The 22,352-nt window shown below is 38.1% G+C and carries 22 protein-coding genes; 7 read left to right on the forward strand and 15 right to left on the reverse strand.

Features of this window, described 5'->3' with window-relative positions:
* Positions 1-99: 99 nt before the first annotated feature.
* The 3 genes from H1R81_RS14795 to purQ all read right to left on the reverse strand — a co-directional run bounded on the left by H1R81_RS14795 (position 100) and on the right by purQ (position 2,325).
* A complete protein-coding gene (locus H1R81_RS14795) occupies positions 100-912 on the reverse strand; it encodes a hypothetical protein (protein WP_181841515.1) in 813 nt (270 codons plus the stop codon).
* Positions 913-1,024: 112 nt separating this feature from the next.
* On the reverse strand, positions 1,025-1,636 hold the full coding sequence (locus H1R81_RS14800) for a uridine kinase (protein ID WP_181841516.1): 612 nt from the start codon (positions 1,634-1,636) through the stop codon (positions 1,025-1,027).
* A gap of 2 nt (positions 1,637-1,638) precedes the next feature.
* Positions 1,639-2,325, reverse strand: coding sequence for a phosphoribosylformylglycinamidine synthase subunit PurQ (gene purQ, locus H1R81_RS14805; RefSeq protein WP_181841517.1), 687 nt, complete (start codon positions 2,323-2,325; stop codon positions 1,639-1,641).
* A gap of 151 nt (positions 2,326-2,476) precedes the next feature.
* Between purQ and H1R81_RS14810 the strand changes: the two genes are divergently transcribed.
* Positions 2,477-3,616, forward strand: coding sequence for a carbon-nitrogen hydrolase family protein (locus tag H1R81_RS14810; protein ID WP_181841518.1), 1,140 nt, complete (start codon positions 2,477-2,479; stop codon positions 3,614-3,616).
* Positions 3,617-3,626: 10 nt separating this feature from the next.
* Here H1R81_RS14810 and H1R81_RS14815 read toward each other — a convergent pair whose 3' ends face one another.
* Both H1R81_RS14815 and H1R81_RS14820 read right to left on the reverse strand, forming a co-directional pair.
* Positions 3,627-4,007 carry a DUF983 domain-containing protein gene (locus tag H1R81_RS14815; RefSeq protein WP_181841519.1) on the reverse strand — a complete coding sequence of 127 codons (381 nt, stop codon included), beginning with the start codon at positions 4,005-4,007 and terminating at the stop codon, positions 3,627-3,629.
* Between the two features lie 5 nt (positions 4,008-4,012).
* Entirely contained in the window at positions 4,013-4,807 is a 795-nt protein-coding gene (locus H1R81_RS14820) for a sulfite exporter TauE/SafE family protein (protein WP_181841520.1), read from the reverse strand.
* Positions 4,808-5,004: 197 nt separating this feature from the next.
* Here H1R81_RS14820 and H1R81_RS14825 point away from each other — a divergent pair, with 197 nt between their 5' ends.
* On the forward strand, positions 5,005-6,621 hold the full coding sequence (locus H1R81_RS14825; RefSeq protein WP_181841521.1) for an amidohydrolase family protein: 1,617 nt from the start codon (positions 5,005-5,007) through the stop codon (positions 6,619-6,621).
* Between the two features lie 41 nt (positions 6,622-6,662).
* On the opposite strand, the gene H1R81_RS14830 is transcribed toward H1R81_RS14825, so the two are convergent.
* The 4 genes from H1R81_RS14830 to H1R81_RS14845 form a co-directional block, all read right to left on the reverse strand.
* Positions 6,663-7,397, reverse strand: coding sequence for a glycosyltransferase family 2 protein (locus H1R81_RS14830; protein WP_181841522.1), 735 nt, complete (start codon positions 7,395-7,397; stop codon positions 6,663-6,665).
* Positions 7,398-7,576: 179 nt separating this feature from the next.
* Positions 7,577-8,020: a hypothetical protein gene (locus tag H1R81_RS14835; RefSeq protein ID WP_181841523.1), complete on the reverse strand. Its 444-nt coding sequence runs from the start codon at positions 8,018-8,020 to the stop codon at positions 7,577-7,579.
* 41 nt (positions 8,021-8,061) lie between these two features.
* Entirely contained in the window at positions 8,062-8,613 is a 552-nt protein-coding gene (locus H1R81_RS14840; RefSeq protein WP_181841524.1) for a hypothetical protein, read from the reverse strand.
* 6 nt (positions 8,614-8,619) lie between these two features.
* On the reverse strand, positions 8,620-9,207 hold the full coding sequence (locus tag H1R81_RS14845) for a hypothetical protein (protein WP_181841525.1): 588 nt from the start codon (positions 9,205-9,207) through the stop codon (positions 8,620-8,622).
* Between the two features lie 154 nt (positions 9,208-9,361).
* Between H1R81_RS14845 and dinB the strand changes: the two genes are divergently transcribed.
* A complete protein-coding gene (gene dinB, locus H1R81_RS14850; RefSeq protein ID WP_229251134.1) occupies positions 9,362-10,402 on the forward strand; it encodes a DNA polymerase IV in 1,041 nt (346 codons plus the stop codon).
* A 63-nt stretch (positions 10,403-10,465) separates the two neighbouring features.
* Here dinB and pyk read toward each other — a convergent pair whose 3' ends face one another.
* A complete protein-coding gene (pyk, locus tag H1R81_RS14855; RefSeq protein ID WP_181841527.1) occupies positions 10,466-11,917 on the reverse strand; it encodes a pyruvate kinase in 1,452 nt (483 codons plus the stop codon).
* 539 nt (positions 11,918-12,456) lie between these two features.
* Between pyk and H1R81_RS14860 the strand changes: the two genes are divergently transcribed.
* Together H1R81_RS14860 and H1R81_RS14865 are read left to right on the forward strand one after the other, a co-directional pair.
* A complete protein-coding gene (locus tag H1R81_RS14860; RefSeq protein ID WP_181841528.1) occupies positions 12,457-13,608 on the forward strand; it encodes a 2-isopropylmalate synthase in 1,152 nt (383 codons plus the stop codon).
* A gap of 109 nt (positions 13,609-13,717) precedes the next feature.
* Positions 13,718-14,761 (forward strand): LD-carboxypeptidase, encoded by a 1,044-nt coding sequence (locus tag H1R81_RS14865; protein WP_181841529.1) that lies wholly within the window; start codon positions 13,718-13,720, stop codon positions 14,759-14,761.
* A gap of 42 nt (positions 14,762-14,803) precedes the next feature.
* Here H1R81_RS14865 and H1R81_RS14870 read toward each other — a convergent pair whose 3' ends face one another.
* The 3 genes from H1R81_RS14870 to H1R81_RS14880 all read right to left on the reverse strand — a co-directional run bounded on the left by H1R81_RS14870 (position 14,804) and on the right by H1R81_RS14880 (position 18,641).
* On the reverse strand, positions 14,804-15,313 hold the full coding sequence (locus H1R81_RS14870; RefSeq protein ID WP_181841530.1) for a heme-binding domain-containing protein: 510 nt from the start codon (positions 15,311-15,313) through the stop codon (positions 14,804-14,806).
* A gap of 185 nt (positions 15,314-15,498) precedes the next feature.
* A complete protein-coding gene (locus H1R81_RS14875) occupies positions 15,499-18,030 on the reverse strand; it encodes a M14 family zinc carboxypeptidase (RefSeq protein ID WP_229251135.1) in 2,532 nt (843 codons plus the stop codon).
* A gap of 185 nt (positions 18,031-18,215) precedes the next feature.
* Positions 18,216-18,641: a TraR/DksA family transcriptional regulator gene (locus H1R81_RS14880; RefSeq protein WP_409013557.1), complete on the reverse strand. Its 426-nt coding sequence runs from the start codon at positions 18,639-18,641 to the stop codon at positions 18,216-18,218.
* 275 nt (positions 18,642-18,916) lie between these two features.
* On the opposite strand from H1R81_RS14880, the gene H1R81_RS14885 reads away from it, so the two are divergent.
* Positions 18,917-20,194, forward strand: coding sequence for a Glu/Leu/Phe/Val dehydrogenase (locus H1R81_RS14885; RefSeq protein ID WP_181841532.1), 1,278 nt, complete (start codon positions 18,917-18,919; stop codon positions 20,192-20,194).
* Between the two features lie 168 nt (positions 20,195-20,362).
* Entirely contained in the window at positions 20,363-20,782 is a 420-nt protein-coding gene (locus tag H1R81_RS14890) for a nucleoside-diphosphate kinase (RefSeq protein ID WP_181841533.1), read from the forward strand.
* A gap of 53 nt (positions 20,783-20,835) precedes the next feature.
* On the opposite strand, the gene H1R81_RS14895 is transcribed toward H1R81_RS14890, so the two are convergent.
* Both H1R81_RS14895 and H1R81_RS14900 read right to left on the reverse strand, forming a co-directional pair.
* Positions 20,836-21,279: a YHS domain-containing (seleno)protein gene (locus H1R81_RS14895; protein WP_229251136.1), complete on the reverse strand. Its 444-nt coding sequence runs from the start codon at positions 21,277-21,279 to the stop codon at positions 20,836-20,838.
* Between the two features lie 76 nt (positions 21,280-21,355).
* The gene (locus tag H1R81_RS14900) at positions 21,356-22,342 is read right to left on the reverse strand and encodes a Gfo/Idh/MocA family protein (RefSeq protein ID WP_181841534.1); all 987 of its coding nucleotides are present in this window, start codon (positions 22,340-22,342) and stop codon (positions 21,356-21,358) included.
* Positions 22,343-22,352: the final 10 nt, after the last annotated feature.

Below are 22,352 nucleotides of genomic sequence, written 5' to 3' on the forward strand. Positions count from 1 at the left end.
TTGAGCACACAACAAAGTTTCTGACAAATATTTGCGGTGCAAATATCCGTCGGTACTGACACTTTTCAAACCTTAATCAGCAGAAATAAAGAAGATGGCTTACAGACAAACAAACTCAAACGCAATTTTACGGGCAGTTTTTACATTATCAGCATTAATCATGGTTTGGTCTGCGTTTGTTACGATACCACTTTTATCGTATTGGTAACTGGTTTGGGTAGTTTCGTTCAGTTTACCGTTATCGTCGTAAATCTTTACCATCGTAGGATTATTTTTTCCTAACGAAGCAAAGAAATTGTTTGCCAGGCCTATAAAGCCCATAGCCATAGTACGATACCCGCTTGGCATATATTGTGGTTTGTCGTCATAACTTACACCTTCAAAAGTTAGCAATTCAGGATAACCATCTATCTGTGTATAAACTTTCGAGATGTTGTCTCCTGAATATTCGACTCTTGTTTTACCTTTTACAGTGCTTCCAAAAATATCAAATTCAGTATTGACCCCTACAATAAAGTCGCCGTCGTAGGTAAACTCATTGGTCATAAACTGATATTCTTTGATAGAAGTTTTAGACCTGCTTATTTTTCCGGCGGCATCATATTCAAAAACAACGGTATATTCATCCGACGTTTTATCGGTTTCAATGACCATTTTTTCTATTTTGTTTTTGACGTTGTAGGTAAAAACAGAAGATACTTCACCATTTTCGCGGGTAACAATTCGTTTGATGCGCCCCAGAGTATATTCAAAAGAATATACAGGTGCACCTGTTCCGGAATTAACACTTCGGAGCGGACATTTTGTTAATTTCGATAAAACATCGGGATCAATATCGCCGTCTTCGACACGGGTACAGGAGGCTATAAGCCCAACAAGGGCTACAGCCAGAATAATGGCAAAACGTTTCATACAATGTTATAATAAAGATTCTTTCAATAGCATTGTAAAATCAAGCAAAAAACGTGCCTGTTTTGAAGTGGAATGTCATAAAAAAAGCCCCCGGAAAAGAGGGCTAAATGGCTTATAATTTGGTCTTTAAGAAGGCTGTTAAGATAGCCAGACCTTTTTCGAAGTGAGTGTTGTTGTTTATGATAATGTCGGCATCATATTTGGTAGGCTCAATAAATTTCTCATAGGTAGGTGCAACATGGTTTTCCCATCTATAAAGCACATCTCTGAGATCATATCCTCTCTCATCACCATCTCTGATGATCCGGCGCTTGATTTTTACGTGTTCACGGGCATCAATAAATACCTTTAAATCGAGCAGACGGGATACTTCTGGTGAATGAAAAACAAAGATGCCTTCTACTACAATAATAGGAGCAGGCTTAAATGTAAGGATATTAGGAACAATAGCCGGATTATTAAACGTATATTCTTTTTGCTGAACTACTTTTCCGTTTTTCAGCTCTTCTACATGCCGGGCATATAATTCAAAATCTATTGCCTCAGGCAAGTCATAATTCTCAATATTATTGGCATCTTTAGGTACTAGTACCTTCGGACGGTAATAATTATCCTGAGAAATCAGGCAGGTTTCGTCAGGGGAAAAAGAACTTAATAACTGATTCAAAAAGTATGTTTTTCCTGACGCACTTCCGCCCGTAATACCAACAATATATGGTTTCATACTTACGCTAATACTTGTATAACTTGTTCGAGGATAAATCGTCCGTCGATATTGCCTAAGGCTTCGTCAGAGGCACGTTCAGGGTGTGGCATCATACCAAATACATTTTTTCCGGCATTACACACACCGGCAATGTTTTCAATACTACCATTATGATTGGCTTCAGGAACAATATTGCCATATTGGTCGCAATAACGGAACAATACCTGATCATTATCATTAATTTGCTTCAAAGTATCTTCATCGGCATAATAACGGCCATCACCATGAGCGATTGGTATTTTGTATGCCCTGTCTTCCAGTCCTGCTGTAAGCATGGCTGAATGACTTTGGGGTTTCAGGTAAATATTGCTACATATATATTTTCGCTCAATATTTCTTAACAAAGCACCTGGTACTAATCCGGCTTCAGCTAAAATCTGAAAACCATTGCAGATGCCCATTACATAACCCCCTTTATTAGCATGAGCAATCACTTCATTCATAATGGGAGAAAAGCGGGCAATAGCACCCGAACGGAGGTAGTCTCCGTAAGAGAACCCACCTGGTAATATGATAAAATCACAACCTTGCAGGTCATGGTCTTTGTGCCAAAGTTTTACTATTTCTTGTCCGAGGTTATGACGGAATGCAAAAACGGTATCGTCTTCACAATTAGAACCAGGAAATACTACTACGCCGAATTTCATAAGCTACGAATCCCGAAGAAGCTGCAGGATTAATTTGAATTTGAATGATAAAGAAATTTTACGCAAAATTACGAAAAATCTATAGGATTTAGCCTAACATTTTTCAGAAATTGCTATCGGTTTCAGTCCTCAGCAATACTACTTAATGAAAATGGTTAAAAAAATAACTCTCAGAATAGTAACAGGTATATTTTTAATAATTATTACTTATGTTTTATGGGCTAATAAGGGTATTGGTTCAAAAGCACCACAGACCCTGAAAATAGATGTGGCAGAAGCCTATGGAGATTCAAGCAATAGAGGGAATATAGTTGGGATACAGGCATTTATGGAGCCGATTGACTATGCGTCGGAAGAAAATTTCAGTAAAAAAATAAAATTTTACTTAGATGAAGCCAAAAAGAAGAACTGGTTGATTCCTGCTAAAACGATTGTTGTATTTCCTGAATATTTTGGCACATGGCTGGTAGCTTTAGATGAAAAAGAAAGTATCTATCATACCCCAAAAATTGAAGAGGGATTACAAAAAATAGTAGTGAGAAATATCGGTAAATTCTTACGAACCTATATCAGTAGCCCGGATTCAGTAAAGGATAAGGTGAAATACAGTGTCTTTGCGATGAAAGCACCTACAATTGCAAAGGTCTATCAGGAAGTCTTCTCTGCTTTAGCCAAAGAATATCAAATAACCATTGTAGGAGGCTCTGTTCTATTACCGGAGCCAGGGGTTGAGTATGGAGTATTAAAAACCGGAAAAGGGCAATTATATAATACGTCAGTTGTTTTTGAATTTGATGGGCAGATTAATTCAAAGTTGATAAAGAAAGCATTCCCAACAGCAGACGAATCAAGCTTTATTTGTCCGGTTGATGCTAAATCAATACCTGTATTCCAGACATCTATTGGCCGGATGGGTGTGTTGATTTGTGCCGATGCCTGGTTTTCGGATGCCTACAAAACCCTGAAAACAAAAGATGTTGATTTTGTGATAACACCGTCTTATTCTAATGGAGTTGGTTACTGGAACAAACCCTGGAGTGGCTATTCAGGCGCGGAAACACCCAAAGAAGCAAAGGCAGATATAGGTAAAATCACTTTAGGAGAGGCGTGGATAAAATATGCCATGGGCACACGCGCCAAAACCGAAGCTGGTGTCAACAAAGGCATGAATGTTTTTCTACAAGGCAACTTATGGGACTTAGGTGCCGATGGCTCAACCATTGTATTGAGCGATTCGGCACGTATTACACCCCATATCGGTAAATCAGCTTTGATTAATCTTTGGTTATAATGTGCGAAAATCATTTTGCACCTGTTTTATTAGGTTCATATTTAATAAAAGCCTGCAACCAGATAGAACGTGATAAACGGTAGAGAAATGGAAACAATAGAAAAGTAAGGACTACATACCCTATGATATACCACAACCAATACACCCGTCCCTCGAAAAACAAATAGTAGGCGACCGTGGCAATCACAAACAATGCAATGTTGAACATATAACTTACATACATTGCACCATAGAAAAAGCCTATTTCTCTTTCATATTTCAAGCCGCAGTTTGGGCAATGTTTGTGCATGGCCGTCATTTTGCTCAGGTTATATGGATTTTTGGTTTCAAAAACCTCTCCCTCATGACACCGAGGGCATTTCATTCGTAGGGTAGCTTCAAACTTGTTCATTCTATTTATTTTAAAAACGTTTCTTTAATAATAATCCAACAGCCCATTACCAGGATAAACCAACCAAAAGCCGGTTTTAGTTTCTCCCCATCTACTCTTTTTGATAAGTAGCCTCCAACTAAGACGCCACTGATTGTACAAAAGATAAATTTTAAAAGAAAACTCCAGTCTAATACCACTCCGGCAGAAAAATCACCGATTGCTCCGAACAAGGAATTAATAGTAATAATCAGCAATGAGGTTCCAACCGCTTCTTTCATAGGCAATTGCGCAAAAATAACTAAAGCAGGAATAATCATGAAACCACCTCCTGCACCCACAAATCCAGTCAATGTTCCTACGATAAGACCTTCCAGGAATATAATCCAATAACTAACATGTGTTTTAATTAACTCTTTGGCTTCTTTGCGACTTTTAATGACAGAATAGGATGCGCCAATCATCAATAAACCAAAAAGTAACATTACCATCAGGTTCTTGGTAAAGATAAAACTCTCCGATTGATAAATTGTATCAGGTATGCGATGCATCACAAACTTTCGCATCACAAAAACCATAATAAAAGCAGGAAAGGAAAAGTAAAGCCCTTTGCGAATATCTACTAATCCTTTCCTTAAGTAATCAATAGAACCGACTAACGAGCTGATTCCGACAATAAAAAGCGAGTAGGTGGTAGCTAAAGTAGGGCTAATACCAATGATATAAACCAGCACCGTTACTGTAAGAATAGAGCCTCCTGCACCAATCAACCCAAGGGTGATACCAATCAAAAAAGCCAAGCCAAAGCCTATTATTTCCATAGATTTGAATGAGAGAACCTTTGTCTTTTTCGAAGATTCATCTTGTGAAAAAATGGTGCAATTTAAGGAAATGGAATGAAATTGCCGAAATAAGATTGTATTTTTCGAATATACACCAGTTTTAAGAGTATTATTTTTCAGATTAACTTAGAATAATCCTGAAACCTGATTATTTTTGTTAAAAACCTAAACAGGCAATGTATAAAAAAATTACACTTCTTCTCAGCTTTGTTACTACTATCGTAGTCGCCCAGATTGAAAAGGCTCCTCCAAGAGCCGAGGGTGAGTATGCCAATCGTTTAATTATCAGAGGCGTCACTTTAATTAATAGTACTGGTGCACCGCCTGTTGGCCCGGTTGATATTGTTGTAGAAAAAAACAAGATTGCCCAGATTCGTCAGGTAGGTTATCCGGGAGTACCCATTGAAGAAGGCCGTCGGCCGAAACTGAATGCAGGCGATAAAGAATTAGATTGTACGGGTATGTATCTGATGCCCGGCTTTGTAGATATGCATGGCCATATCGGGGGGAAATCGCAAGGCACTCCAGCTGAATATGTCTTTAAGCTGTGGTTAGCGCATGGAATTACCACTATCCGTGACCCATCGGCAGGGAATGGTTTGGAATGGACGCTTGACCAGAAAAAGAAAAGTGAAAAGAATGAAATAACAGCCCCCCGCATTAAAGCCTATACTGCTTTTGGTATGGGAAGTGATAAACCTATTAATACACCCGAAGAGGCTCGCCAATGGGTAAGGGATAATGCGGCGAAGGGAGCAGACGGCATCAAGTTTTTTGGAGCATCACCTGACGTATTCAGAGCGGCGTTGGAGGAAAACAAAAAAATAGGTTTGCGTTCCGCTTGTCATCATGCCCAATTAGAAGTAGGCCGCATGAATGTGTTAGCTACAGCCAAGGCGGGCTTAACAAGTATGGAGCACTGGTATGGTTTACCGGAAGCTCTGTTTGATGAAAGAACCTTACAGAATTATCCGGCCGATTATAATTACAACAATGAGCAGAACCGCTTTGAGGAAGCCGGAAAACTCTGGAAGCAAGCAGCAGAACCTGGTTCAGCCAAATGGTATCAGGTAATGGATGAGTTAATAAAATTAGATTTTACCCTTGATCCAACCTTTAATATATATGAGGCTAATCGTGAATTAATGCTGGCACGTAGGGCGGAATGGCATGATGAATATACTCTGCCTTCGGTATGGCGTTTTTATGGGCCAAGCCGCCTTTCTCATGGCTCGTATTGGCTAAACTGGGGAACAGAGCAGGAAGTAGCCTGGAAAGAAAATTACCGCATCTGGATGCGCTTTGTAAATGAATATAAAAACAAAGGTGGTCGTGTAACAACAGGTTCAGATTCAGGCTTTATTTATCAGTTATATGGGTTTGCGTATATCAGAGAGTTGGAATTGCTACGTGAAGCAGGGTTTCATCCATTAGAGGTAATCAGAGCGGCTACTTTGAAAGGCGCAGAGGCTTTGGGTATGGCCGATCAGATTGGTTCGGTAGAAGTAGGTAAATTTGCGGATTTTGTCATTACAGAAGAGAACCCATTAGCTAACCTGAAAACCTTGTATGGGACTGGGGCTATAAGAGTTAATGATAAAAATGAGGTTGTGAGAGTAGGGGGCGTAAAATATACCGTGAAAGATGGGGTGGTATATGATGCCAAAAAACTACTGGCCGATGTACGCAAAATTGTAGCAGATGCCAAAGCTAAAGAAAACTTTGAAATTACTCAACCCGGTATTCCTCAAAAAGGAGCTTCTAAAATACAGGGGTCAGATAAAAACCAATAAAATCAAAAAGGGCTTTCAGATTTCGCTGAAAGCCCTTTTTGTTATTTCTTCATATAATCTCCACGAGAGAAATGCTTCTCAATCCAGCAGTACATCAGGATAAAAAAGTACCTGCTACCCATTTCTTTAATCTTTAATTTAGATTCTCCGTATTTACGGTTTGTCCAGCTGTTGGGTACTACAGCATAAGTATAGCCTCTCACAATCGCTTTTAGCGGAAGCTCAACTGTTAAATTGAAGTGAGGAGACAAAAAAGGCTTGATGCCCTCAATCGTTTCTCTTTTATATAATTTAAAAGCATTAGTAGTATCGTTATACTTGATACCCATCATGTTTTTAATAATGAAATTGGCAATGCGGTTAATGAATTTCTTTAAGGGTGGGTAATCAATCACTTTGCCTCCTTTTATCCAACGGCTACCATACACGGCATCTACATTCTCACGCAGCATGGTTTGATAGTATTTCACTAAGTCTTCGGGGTCGTCTGACATATCAGCCATGAAAACTGCTACGCAATCACCCGAAAAACGTTCTAAGCCGTAGCGAACGGCGTATCCAAAGCCATTTGGCCCTTTATTGGTTTCAAAAACTAAGGTTGGAATCTCTCTTGAAAGTTCGTACAATACATTCAGCGTCTGGTCTTTTGAATTATCATTCGTAACCCAGATTTCGTGTGGAATATCGTATTTTTTCAGCGTAGCATATAAAGAGCGAAGTGTTTCAGGGATACTTTCTTGTTCGTTATAAGCAGGAATAACAACGCTTAGTTTCATTATTTTTTCTTCGGATATAAAATGGGACAAGGTCTCTAACAGGTAAATGCCTTGAAGTATGGTTCAATTATTAGTACAATAAAACGCAAAGGTCTGAAAACTAAGGATAAAATCAAAATGAGGTTGAGAAATGGGGTAGAGAGAATGGCAATAAATTTATTTAAGTGCGATTTTATTAACTATGTATCATAAGAACCATCCCATGGAGAAAAAAAAGCAATAGTACTGCTGGGCATTAATTCAATAGACTCATCTTCTTCATTTGGTATTAAACCAAAGATTTCACCATCAATTTCTACTTCGAAGGGTTTAACAATAATATCACAAAACTCATATTGTCCTACGCTTTCAATCATCAACTCTAAAGCAGCATTTGTATCTTTATTTTCAGATGTTGTGCCGGCATACCAGTATTTAAAATCAATGAAATTGCCTTTAGGGTCAAAAATGTATAAAACTACATACTCTTTTCTATACTTTTGCCAATCTTCATTAGGAGGGTAAGGTGCATTGAATACAAAAGTTTCGTATCCAAAAAATTGGTTACCATTGTCATATCTTCCAATGTAATGAGTATGATAATCTTCTTCTCTGGCTATAGGTATTTTCTTAGGAATGGGCATATCTTAAAAACGTTTAAAACTAAATCAAGCAATAATTTCCATTATGGATTCTTCATTGATACGAAAACCGGGTGGGATAAAAGCCAGAATTGCGTATTTTTTTGATCTATATCCCATGTTTTCCAAGTAGACGATTGTTTAAAGGTCTCTATATAGCTTTTAAGACCATCTAATAAATAAGGATATTGCTCAATATTTTCTTTCATAACAAATTCACTAGGCGGTCTGTATTTTTTCGCATATATACTGCTAAAGGCAGTATTAAGTTTATTTTTTAAAATCTCAAATAAGCCTGCTTGTATATAATAGGTGTTATGATTATTGATAATTTCGAAGTACTGTCCAGCTTTTAATACTATTTGTGCATTAATAATTTTATCCTTGTCCACTTTTTTTATCAATATTTCTCCCTTAAACCAGGTTGGCATTTGTATAAAATGAGTACCACCAAAAAGTAAGTCAATATTCTCATGTGAAACATATTCTCCATTTTCTTCTACTACTGTAGTACTCCTTATTAATAATACTTTATGGGATAAAGAAAAACCCATTACCTCGAAAAAATCGTTAGATTGGAAAAGTATATTGTCCATTTTATCCTACTTTTTCTTCTTTTTAGGTTTACAAGTTTTACAGAAATCAGGCAATTCTTCTATCTCTTTTAAGACTTGTTGGTGTGCTTCTTCTATACGTACTTCTGATTGCCCTAAGCCTGTTAATTTCCCTATCTCAGCAATTCTTGCATTATACTCTATTTCTATTGGTTTATATGCTTCCTGAAAAAAGTTTACCTCTGATAAAAAACCTTTGCTTTCGTATAAATTTTTTCTGAATTTTCTTGCATATAGTTCAGTTAAATCAAAACTCAATTGAGCATATTTTACAAGCTTTTGAGCGAAATTACTGTCTGGAGCAATAAGTACAGAGGCACTTCTTGTAAATGTAGTAGCAACCTTTGAATTAAAATTTTTAGTCAACATAAATTCATATGTACTCATATGAAAAGAAAAGTCCATATGGGCGGCAAGTAAAATGCTATACTGATTTACATGGCCAATTTGTGTTGATTTAGATTGAAAATCAGAAATGGATACTTTGTAATCAGGAGACCATTCGATAACGTCTTGAGCAAATGTAAAAGACACAAAAAATAATTGAAGAAATAGACAAAAAAGGATAAACTTCATGTTAAAGAAATAAATAAGAATTATTTGAATCACAGTCAATTGTAAACTTATAAATATCATTTAGTTATACAATGTATTATATCTTTAAATTATTTTACTTTGATTCTTAGACCCACAATCTCCTCAATTGCTCCGCAAAATCATACATATTGATATGGATGCTTTCTACGCCTCGGTAGAGCAAAGAGATTTTGCCGATTTGCGAGGGAAGCCTATTGCGGTAGGGGGAAGCAGTGAACGTGGTGTAGTGGCTGCTGCCAGTTATGAAGCCCGGAAATTTGGTGTTCGTTCTGCCATGTCTTCCCGTATTGCCAAGCAGAAATGCCCGCAATTGATTTTTGTGAGACCACGGTTTGAAGTATATAAACAGGTATCCAACGAAATCAGAGAAATATTTCTGGAATATACCCCTTTAGTCGAGCCACTTTCTTTAGACGAGGCTTATTTAGATGTAACCGAAAACCTGAAAGGCATTGAAACCGCTACCCAGATTGCGCAGGAAATAAAAGAGCGTATCAAAGAAAAGACAGGCTTAACGGCATCGGCAGGCGTTTCAGTCAATAAGTTTTTAGCCAAAATAGCCTCAGATTATAAGAAACCTGATGGTTTGTTTGTGATAAAACCAGCACAAGCTGAAAAATTTGTGGAAGAGCTGGAAATCGAAAAATTTCATGGCATTGGCAGAGTAACGGCGGAGAAAATGCACAAAATGGGCATTTTTACAGGTAAAGACCTCAAAACCAAAAGTGTAGATTTTCTGACGAATCAGTTTGGTAAAGTAGGAAGATATTATTTTGAAATAGCCCAAGGGTTGGATAACCGACAGGTAAGCCCGGATAGAATCAGGAAATCGATAGGGGTAGAGAATACTTTTGACAGAGATTTTACCGAACCTGACGACCTCTACAGGGAGATAGACGATATTCTTGAACAAATCTGGCGGCGAATGGCGAGGATAAAAGCCTATGGGAAAACCATTACATTAAAGATAAAATTTGCAGATTTTGAAAGCATTACCCGTAGCCGAACTTCTCAATTGCCTATTCTTGAAGAGAAACTACTCGCAAAAATCTCTTATGAAATGCTTCATGCTTTGCTACCCATGCCTAAAGGTGTGCGTTTGTTGGGTATCTATTTATCTAATCTTGAATTTGAAGATGAGATGCTTGGCAGACAATTGACCTTGAGTTTCTGAACTTTGAGTAATAAAAAAGCCCATCTTTACAGATGAGCCTCTTATTTATGATTCAGATTAGTATTACTCTACTTTGCTTAACTTTATTGTATTTGTACGGTTGTTCTCCTGCAAAGGCATACTTAAGGTATTTATAAATAAGTCTCCTGTTTCTAACTCACCTTTCTCGACTAAAAAATCACGAATATTACCTACTACTTGTTCTACAGTTCGGTCTTTCAGATGATTGTATCTAAAAGCATTGATACAGGAATAAAGACTCAGTTGTGTTAAGAGTTTTTCGTTGCCTGTAAAAATAAAGGTATTGGCTTTAGGTCTGTGATGTGAGAGACGAACTGCAGTATAACCTGAAGAAGTAATACCAATAATGGCTTTCACATGTAAATCACGGGCCAATCTGCATCCGGTCATTACAACGTTATCATTTTCTTTTTCGTCAGAAATATAATCGGGCTCAGTTACACGTGTATGGTGGCGATAATACAATTTTTTCTCATCAGCCTCTGCTTCTACTTTCAGAATTGTATTAACCATAGTCTGCACGGCTAATAGCGGATATTTACCCGAAGCACTTTCAGCACTTAACATTACTGCATCGGCACCATCTAAAACGGCATTGGCTACATCACCCACCTCTGCTCGTGTCGGGCGAGGGCTGTCAATCATGCTTTCAAGCATTTGGGTAGCTACAATCACAGGTTTAGCTGCCAGATTCGATTTTTCTACCAGATGTTTCTGAATCATGGGTACGTCTTCTGATGGAACCTCAACCCCGAGGTCACCACGTGCCACCATAATTCCATCAGTTGCTTCAATAATCGAATCCATATTAGTGACTGCTTCGGGTTTTTCGATTTTAGCTACTACCTTTGCCTCTCTGCCCTGTTCCTTAATATATTGCTGAATTTCTTTTATTTCTTCGGCAGTTCTTACAAATGACAACGCTATCCAGTCTACGTCATTTTTCAAACCAAACTTTAAATCTTCCCAGTCTTTTTCTGTAACCGATGGCTGAGAGATATTTGTATTAGGTAAGTTTACTCCTTTCTTTTGTTTCAACAGGCCTCCGTAAACTACTTCAGTAATTACATCCATGCCTTCAACACCTACTACTTTTACTTCCAGCTTACCGTCGTCCATTAAAATTCTTTCTCCCAATTGCACATCTCTATACATACCCTTATAAGGTGTGCTTACACGGTGTGCATTTCCTACTATATCTTCGTTTGTAAAAACTAATTTATCGCCTGCAAAAATTTCAACTCCATCATTTCCTTTCTCCATTAAACCAATTCTGATTTTCGGTCCTTGTAAATCCTGTAAGATGGCACATTTAAAACCATGTTCGGCATTGATTTTGCGAATGCGGTCAATACGTATCTGATGGTCTTCGTGGGTTCCATGTGAAAAATTTAAACGGAAAACATTTACACCAGTCTTAGCTAATGCTAATAACATTTCTTCACTTTCAGAAGCAGGTCCTACGGTAGCTACAATTTTGGTTTTTCTGTGCATATTTAAAATAAAATATTTCTTCGCCTTGAGAATCTCGCAAAAATAATAACTATTTATGAGAATTACCGAATAAAGTATTTTGAAATCTATAATCAGGCTTTTGAAAAAATAAAAAACACAATAGATAAGTGGCTAATAGTCAGCAAGTTATGGCTTTATTTAATTATAATAAAGAAAGGCTATAGTGGTTATTAAATCATAAAAATAGTCTTTAGTGCATCATGATTCGTATTAATAAATGAAAAAAAACGACTGAGCATTTTCATAACAGCAATAGGATTTTAGTAAGAATCTGCGTTTGCAAAAAAATGTAGAGATTCTTTGCCAGAAAAAAATATTCTACTAAATTTGTGTCCTTGGAAAATTCAAAAACAATTGAAACAAACCGCATTCGCAATTTCACTTCTCCTTCTGCTCAGCTTTACAGTGTGAGAAACGGAGACTTTGTATAAATCAAAAGCCCTTTCTTACACTTGGTGAGAAAGGGCTTTTTTGCGAGTAAAAGAAGTAGTAAAAATAACTAAACACCTCATTGAGCAATGAGCCAAAAGATTTATGTTTTCGACACCACCTTGCGAGATGGAGAACAAGTTCCCGGTTGCCAGTTAACAACCGATGAAAAGGTAATGATTGCCAAACAACTCGAAAAACTGGGTGTCGATATTATTGAAGCAGGATTCCCTATTTCAAGCCCGGGTGATTTCAAATCAGTTGTGGAAGTATCAAAAGCCGTAACAGAGCCAACCGTTTGTGCCCTGTCAAGAGCTGTAAAAGGCGATATTGAAGCCGCTGCAGAAGCGCTGAAATTTGCCAAACGTCCACGTATTCATACCGGGATTGGTGCGTCAGATATCCACATCAAACATAAATTTAATAGTACCCGAGAACAGATTATTGAACAGGCTGTTTCTGCTGTAAAACATGCCAAAAAGTTTGTAGAAGATGTTGAATTTTATGCAGAAGACTCAGGTCGTGCGAATTTAGAATTTCTGGCAAAGCTGACTGATGAGGTTATTAAAGCAGGTGCAACAGTAGTAAACCTACCTGATACAACCGGGTATGTATTGCCTAATGAGATGTTTGAGCGTATTTCATACATTATGAATAATGTACCGAATATTGATAAAGCTATTATATCGATGCACAATCATAATGATTTAGGATTGGCTACTGCCAATACTATTGCTGGTATTCAGGCTGGTGCAAGACAGGTAGAAGTTACCATTAACGGAATTGGTGAGCGCGCCGGGAACACCTCTTTAGAAGAAGTGGCCATGATTCTGAAAGTACATAAACTGGGGTATCATACCAATATTGAAAGTACGCTTTTGTCTCCTTTGAGTAATCTGGTTTCTCAAACCATGAGAATGCCTGTACAAGCCAATAAAGCGATAGTAGGCCGGAATGCTTTTGCTCACTCTTCTGGTATTCATCAGGATGGATTCTTAAAACATACCGAAAACTATGAAATTATTAATCCGCAGGAAGTAGGGGTCGATAAGTCATTGATAGTATTAACAGCCAGAAGTGGCCGCCATGCTTTAAAGCACCGCCTTGAAATGTTAGGCTATAAATTAGAGAAACCTGAATTGGATTATATTTATAATCGTTTCCTTGAATTAGCAGACAGAATTAAAGAAGTAAATGATAAAGACTTAGTAGTATTAATGAAAGAAACTGTTTTTGTATAAAGATAGTACGGCAAAATCTTGAAAAGGGCGTTTTTGAATCAATCATCAACGCCTTTTTTATTTACTTTGCATAGATAAACGTTTAATCAAACCCACTTCATTGAAGCCTATGTCTGACCGTCGACATTTTTTGAATACTACTTTATTAGCAGGTTTGGGTCTGGCTAATATGAATTTCTCCTTTTCTGACACGAAAGCTAAAACCATAAAACCACCTGCGTTAAAAGCGGGCGATACTATTGGACTGGTTTGTCCTGCCTATTCGGCCTTTGTTAAAGAAGATGTACAGATAGCCATTGAGAGCTTAGAAGTACTTGGGTTTAAAGTAAAAAAAGGAGAGCATATATTTGACCGCTATGGGTATCTGGCAGGTTCTGACGAAGACCGTGCGGCAGATATTAACAAAATGTTTGCGGATAAGAGCGTGAGTGGGATTATGGCTATGCATGGTGGATGGGGCTGCGCCAGAATATTGCCGCTTCTTGATTACAGAACCATTCAGCGGAACCCGAAAGTTTTTATTGGTTATAGTGATATAACCGCCCTTTTATTAGGAATTAATGCCAAAACCGGTCTCGTTACCTTTCATGGGCCAGTAGGCTCATCATCATGGAATAATTTCTCTGTCGAAAACTTCAGGAATATGCTGATAGAGGGTAAAGCCATGCAAATGGCCAATCCGGTGAAGAAAGGAGATAATTTAGTACAGGTTGAAGATAGAATTTATACAATCAATAAAGGCAAAGCTACGGGTGCGTTAATTGGCGGTAACCTGACTGTACTAAGTCATATCTTAGGCTCACCTTATGTGCCTGACTTTAAAGATAGTATTTTATTTTTGGAGGATGTCGGTGAAGACCTATACCGTGTTGACCGGATGATTACGCAATTGAAAATTGCAGGGATACTGAATCAACTTTCAGGTTTTGTATTTGGTAAATGTACTGATTGCCCACCTTCAAAAGGTGGCTATGGCTCATTGACCATGGAAGATATTTTTGAAGATCATATCAAACCGCTAAAAATCCCAGCCTTTTCGGGTGCGATGATAGGACATATTAAAGATAAATTTACCATTCCGGTTGGTCTGGAAGCAACTATTGATGCGGAAAAGGGTAGTATAACACTTAGTGAAGCGGCAGTTAATAAATAAACAGCCGCTTGAGCTGTTTTAAAAAATACTTTAAACCCAGCATTAATTTGCAGGTGGTGGCGTTCTCCTTTTAAGTTTGAGACTGTCTGCCGGATAATTAGCTTTCAGTGTGTCCATTTGCGCTTTAGCCCAGTCAATGATAGCTTTTCTGTCAGCATCACTCAGATTGGCTTCTTTGTGTAATCCTAAAAATGTATAGGATTCTAAAGGCATTTCTTTTTCATCAATCATTTCTATGGTTTCTTCAAACTTGTGGTTTTGAACAGCAACTGGGAGAGATGTAAATGTTGAAAAATTAAGATGACGTTTGCCATCTTCAACATGATGATTCATCCACCAGGCAATGGGTTGTATCTGTGAATACCAAGGGTATAAAGTCTTATTGCTATGGCAGTCGTTACAAGCTACTTCCAATAAATGATTCACCTCAGTAGGAATCATATACTTAGTAGAAATATCATGCGTTTTGTCGTTAGACTCATTTTTTTCAGGTCGAATAAACTGAATCAGTATCAGAATGACCCCAAGCCCTAAAAGAATTTTCTTTAGCATTGCATTATATAGATTAGTGTTAAATTAATTTGATAATAATACAGCCAATAATATTCTGATAAATATAATAGATGGGAAAAGAGTATGCTTCAAAATCACATCTTTTTCTGAAAACATTATGTAATAAAATAAAAAAACCTTTCAAGAAGACCTTGAAAGGTTTTATGAAGTGTTTTTAATTTCAATTACTCTTCTCCACCAAATCTTCCGCCGCCAATGATATGGCCAAAGAAAAGACTATTCAGGAAGAGCTTATTTGTACCATACCAGAATGCCCTGAAATTAGGATTTTCAGACATTAATATTATTCTCCCTGTACCCAGATTCTGGGTAATAACCGCAGGAGAATTTTTGATTAAGGCTTCATTTTTAGGATGAACATATCCGGCTATCAGTGGATTATTTGTGAAAATCAGCGGGGTATTATATGGATTTTTCGTATCTTCAAAGAAGATATTGTTATCCTTGAACAAAGCCAGTTTATCTTGTGTATAACCAAAGCAAATCGGATGAGTCGGGTCTATTTTTGCTTCAAAAATAGTACCTGCTGTTTCCATAGCACCGTTATATTTCTCTTGTAGCGAATAAGGCCTTTTTTCATTACTGTCATTGGTGGGTTTAGCTTTTATAGTTACAGAGACTATTTTCTTATTAGCAGTCCATTCTGCGCCTTCTGTCATGGCAACTAAAACACCCCCCCCCTGCACAAAGCGTTTGATTTTTTCGTCTGACAGGTTATTATAATTACCCCCTGCCAATACAATATGGGTATATTTATCTAAATTAACGCGATTGGCGGTTTCAATATCAGCGGCCGTAAGCGGAATATTGATTCTCTGGTCGAGCAAGTGCCATATTTCTCCGGCATCGTTGGCATTTACACCAGGCCCGGCTAACATTAATACTTTAGGTTGTTTTAACCGACGGAACTTCTCACTACCTAAATCAATGCCATTGGGTGTTAAACCTGTTGGGGTAGCATAAAAATCAACACCATCTCTCTCTGCAAGGGTTTTTAACAGTTCGATTGGGTCATTACCATTGCAAACTATCTGTATGGTGCCATAATCAAACTTCTGTTCTTTACCACCGATAAGGGCTGTAAGAGGCTCAACGGCAACTTTTAAAGTATAACCTTTCTTAAGTAATTCATAGGCTGCCCGGGGAGCATAGTAGCTATTCCACTCAAAGAAATAGGCATATGTGCTATTCCCAATCACTTTTCCTTTCGGAAATTCATTCACACTTACTTTCTCGCCCAATGAAACAGCACCTTTGGCTTCTGCTGTTGGGGTATTCATACAATATTGTAAAGACCACGCCGAAATATCATAGAAAAGGCTATCTTCAAACTTGGTACGTTTCTCAAACATAGATTTTATAAGGCGGTGTTGCGGCTGATTCATAGGCACGGCATAAGAAGTATTTTTATCGAATGATTGGCCTTCAATCGTTTCATCTTTGCCTAATTTATACACATCAATCTGGTTTCTTTTCAGCATATTCACCATTTCCCATGTTTTAATGGCATCTTTGCCTCCACCAAAAACGTAGGCTTTTACAGCATCAGTAGAACTCTCTTTGTAAAAACTACGCATATGCTCCAGTAACTCTACACGCATGGCTCTGGCGGCTTTCAGCGTAGACATCGTAGCCGACACTTGATTACGGATAGTGAAGGGGAAGCTCAATAAGCCATTTGCTGTTTCCTGTAAATGCCCACGAGATGAGGCTTGTTCAAATAGAATACCAATTGAACCGTTGACATCTGGTAGAGTAGAACCTTTACCATAATAAAAATCATCGTAGTTTTCCTGTGTATAATAAGCCGAATTAATTTTGTCTAAACCCGCTGCATGGAATTTACCTATTTTAGCAGTTAATTCAATATTACGCTTTGGGGTAAGGGGGTGTGTACGGGCAGGAATACCGGGTTGGAAGAAAAAAGTAGAGGCGCTACCCATTTCGTGGTGGTCGGTTAAAATATTGGGTCTCCACTCATAAAACTTAACCAGCCGGCCTTTGCTTTCTGGCATTTGTTGGTAGAGCCAGTCACGGTTCAGGTCAAACCAGTAATGGTTGGTACGTCCACCTGGCCAGGTTTCGCCGAATTCACGGCTGTTTATATCGCTTACTAAATTTGTACTACGGTTTATGTTTACCCAGGTTGCAAAACGATTGCCCCCATCTGCATTAATACAGGGATCAATCAGGATAATCGCCTCATTCAATAAAGAATCTACGCTTGCTCCTTGTGCCGCCGCCAGATAATAGGCCGACATCAGGTTAGAATTTGTACCACTGGCCTCATTGCCATGCACCGAATAGCCCATCCATACTACAATCGGCATTTTCTTTATATCTAAACTGCCAGATTGTGAAGGATTCACTAATTTCTGATGATCTGCTTTTATCTGCTCAATTTGTGCATGATTTTTTGGAGATGTTACAGTCAGCAATAAAAGCTCTCTATTTTCAAAGGTTTTTCCATAAACCTCTACTTTGAATCTGTCTGACAAACGGGCTAATTCTCTCATGTAGGCATATTGTTCGTAGGGGGTTACATGTTGCTCGCCTACCTGATAGCCTAAGAATTGTTTAGGGGTTGGGATTCTGGAATCATAAGTTACATTCTGGGGTAAGTAATAGCTATCAGTTACTTGTCCGAAAACATAAGAGTTTGCAAAGATGAAGAATAAGAGTAGTATTTTTTTCATGGGAGCAATGGGTAGTTTGTTTAGCAATAAAAGACTTTTCTGCCTAAAAATACAAAAAGCCTCTGACACAGAGGCTTTTTGTATAGACAAAGAATCTACAAACCTTAAAAATCTGATTCAAAGAGAGCTATTTACACTCTTTGATTAATATTTTAAGGAAACTATGTAATACTATAATCGAAAAATCAATTTGATGCTCTTAATTTGGCTTCAATGGTCTGCTGGGTATGAGGCACGGCTCTTAAACGTTCTTTGGGAATCAGCTTACCTGTATCTTTGCAAACACCGTAAGTGCCATTTTTAATCCGGATTAATGCAGCTTCCAATTGTTGAGCAAACTTCTGTAAGCGTCCCGCCGATTGACTCAATTGTTCTTTTTCACTTACATCAGCACCGTCTTCCAATAATTTCGTGCTGCTCGATGTGTAATCAGTACCATTGTCATTTTTACGACTTAGCGTTTCCTTAATAAAGTTCAGCTCATTTCTGGTGGCTTCCAATTTGTTGGTAATAATTACCTCAAATTCCCTTAATTCTTCTTCTGAATAGCGGGTTTTTTCTTCAACTACGGCCATAATCGTAATGCAGTAAATTGTTAAAATTGGGTACATGTTTCAAAAAACACCGCAAATATAAGGTTTTTAGCCCGCTTAAACAACCGCTTGATTAAAATATTGGGAATCTTGCAAAAAAATTTATTTAAAGGCAACTATTTAAAAACAGTAAATTATTTGGTGAAGAGTAAAAATTCCAGTTCAGGAAATAAGTATATCACAAAAAATGAAGATAATGTTAAGTTTTTATGAAATTTCACAATTTTAAGAAATACTTTCTTTTTTCTAAGTTTGCACCCTAAAAATAATCATCAACAATAGAAAATTCTGTTATGAATTACATAGAACCGGCTCCGATTAAGGATACAGAAAACCCTTTGGAGTCAATGATGTCGAGATTTGATGCTGCAGTAAAGATTTTAGGCATCAGCGAAGAAATGTACTATATCCTGAAAGTTCCGGCACGTCAGGTAACAGTTGGGCTACCCGTCACAATGGATAACGGGCAAGTGAAGGTCTTTGAAGGCTATAGAGTGATTCACTCAACTATTTTAGGGCCGAGCAAAGGAGGGATTCGTTTCGACCCTGCGGTAAATATTGATGAAGTACGTGCTTTGGCCGCATGGATGACCTGGAAGTGTGCGGTAGTGGATATACCTTACGGCGGAGCAAAGGGCGGAATTGCCTGTAATCCCCGTGAAATGTCAGCCGGTGAAATGGAACGTTTGATGCGTGCATACACGCTTGCTATGTTGGATATATTTGGCCCTGATAAGGATATTCCGGCACCGGATATGGGTACGGGCCCAAGGGAAATGGCATGGCTGATGGACGAATACTCAAAGGCAAAAGGGATGACTGTAAATGCAGTTGTAACCGGAAAACCTTTGGTATTAGGTGGTTCTTTAGGGCGTACGGAGGCTACAGGACGTGGCGTAATGGTTTCAGCCCTTTCGGGTATGGAAAAATTGCGGTTGAATCCTTACAGAACAACGGCGGCTGTACAGGGCTTTGGAAACGTGGGGTCTCATGCAGCACAGCTATTACAGGAGAAGGGTGTCAGTATTTGCGGCATCAGTGATATATCAGGGGCCTACTATAACTCAAAAGGTATTGATATTGAAAAAGCCATAGCTTATAGAAATGCCAATAAAGGCACTTTAGAGGGTTTCAGAGAGGCTGAACTGATAAGTAATGAGGATTTATTAGCTTTGAATGTTGATGTGTTGGTTCCGGCTGCTAAAGAAGATGTGATTACACATGAAAATGCAGCTCATATACAGGCAAAACTGATTGTGGAAGGAGCGAATGGCCCGACCTCTGCCAGTGCGGATGATATTATCAATGAAAAAGGAATCATGGTAGTACCCGATATTCTGGCTAACGCAGGAGGGGTAACGGTTTCTTATTTTGAATGGGTACAAAACCGGATTGGATATAAATGGGCATTAGACAGAATTAACCGCCGATGCGACCGTATGATGAAAGATGCTTTTGACAAGGTGTTCGAAACATCGCAAAAACACAAAGTTTCAATGCGTCTGGCAGCGTATATTGTAGCAATCGATAAAGTAGCCAGCACATACAAATTCCGTGGAGGGTATGGTTGATAGAGGCTGAATCAAGAATTCTTAATTGATATTTCAAAACCATTTGTCAAATAATCGGCAAATGGTTTTTTGTTGATATGAGGTCTTATTTTTTACATATTCTTAATAAAGCATATACGATTAAGCTAAATTGAGTATTTTTGCCAAAATTTCAAAAAAACTAAAGATATGGCAAGTAACAGAACTTTCACAATGATTAAACCTCATGCAGTGGCGGATAATCATATTGGTGGAATTATAGCTATGATTGAAGCGGCTGGCTTTAGAATCGTGGCAATGAAAAAAACACAACTTACGCCAGCATTGGCAGGTAAGTTTTATGAAGTACATAAAGAAAGGGGTTTTTATGGTGAATTGTGTGAGATGATGTCTTCAGGACCAATCGTTCCAATGATTTTAGAAAAAGAAAACGCTGTAACTGATTTCCGTACATTGATTGGTGCAACAAATCCGGCTAATGCAGCCGATGGTACTATACGCAAGATATATGCTAAATCAGTAGGAGAGAATGCGATTCATGGGTCAGACTCTGATGAAAATGCAGCTATTGAAGGTTCGTTTTTCTTTGGTGTAACAGAGCAATATTAATTGGTTTTTTATAATAAATAAGCCCGGCTCAATTATTGAGCCGGGCTTATTTATTATTCTTTGTCTTTCAGGTCTACCCAGTTTTCATTTGCCTTTTTTATTCGTTCTTCTTTATTTTCGCTCCATTTTTCTTTCACTTTTACATTATAATTCAGATAAAGCTTGTTGTCTACAATTGTCCAGGCATCAGGCTGTGTTGGGGATTTGTGCCCTTCAGATAACCCATACGCACAATAACCACCAAATTGTGGTGCATATTTTTCAGGGGTGGCCTTAAACTTATTAAGGTTCTCAGCAGAAGAAAAATACCAGGTTGCGTTATTCCATTGATACGAAAAATCTGTTTTACCTTTCACAGGTTTGCTCTCTGTAAAATAGGCTACTGCATCATAGCCCCTGATGGCACCCTCTGCATTACTAAATACTTCGGCTTTTTGGGCAAACAACTGCAAAGATATAAGAATCATTGCCCACGAAATAAAAAATCTCCTTGTCATAATCATTTTGTTTTTTTTGACAAAGATGAGATATGCAGAAAAATTATTTTGTCGGCTGGCTTACAGTTTAAAGCGATTAGCCATCAATACCTTCATAGTGAATACCTGCTTTCTGGCGGATTTCGTCTAACAGACTCATTAATTTAACACTCATTGAAAGAGGCATTTTTACACTTTCTTTTTTATTGTTTCTCAGGCAGTTATTTACTTCTTCAATTTCAAAATTATACCCTCTGCTTTCTCGCTCAAATGTAAAAGTTATGGGTTCTTTATCTGTTTCATATAGTGTGAGAGTTCTGCTTTCATGAAAGCGTTCAGGTAGATGTATGTAACCTTTTTCGCCATAAATCAGGGCTTCTGTGCGTGTACGGGAGGCAAACGTCGCATTCATTAAAGCAGTTGCCTGCGGGTATTTGAATACAAAACTGGTGGTTTCATCAACACCTGTCTGACCAAATGTGCTAACCGCATGAATGTCGGTCGGATAATCTAATAATAAAAGGCTCAGATAGGCCGGATAAATACCAATATCTAATAAGGCTCCTCCTCCCAAAGCTGGGTTAAGTGTTCTTCTTTCGGGTGTAAAAGGTGCTACAAAGCCAAAATCGGCGTGGATTGTCTTTATTTTGCCTATTCTGTCTTCTGCAATCAGTTCTTGTGTTTTCTGAATTACCGGAATAAACCTTGTCCACATGGCTTCCATCAGAAATGTATCATTTTCCCGAGCGGTATCAATCATTTTCTGTACTTCTTTTATGTTCATGGCAAATGGCTTCTCACAAAGTACAGGTATTTTGTTTTTCAGGCATAGAATCGCGTTTTCGGCATGCGATGTATGGGGTGTTGCAATATAAACAACGTCTAAATCAGGGGTTTTAAAAATGGCTTCATACGAATCATAGTAATTAGACACATTGAATTTCCGGGCAAAGTCTTGCGCACGCTCTATTGAAGTAGATGCAACTGCATGTAATTGAGTATGAGGCACATTCACTAAGTCAGTCGCAAATTTTTCTGCAATTTTACCCAGCCCTATAATACCCCATCTGATTGGTTTAGCCATTTTTATAAAA

The sequence above is a fragment of the Emticicia sp. BO119 genome (genome assembly GCF_013912375.1).
Lineage (GTDB): Bacteria > Bacteroidota > Bacteroidia > Cytophagales > Spirosomataceae > Emticicia.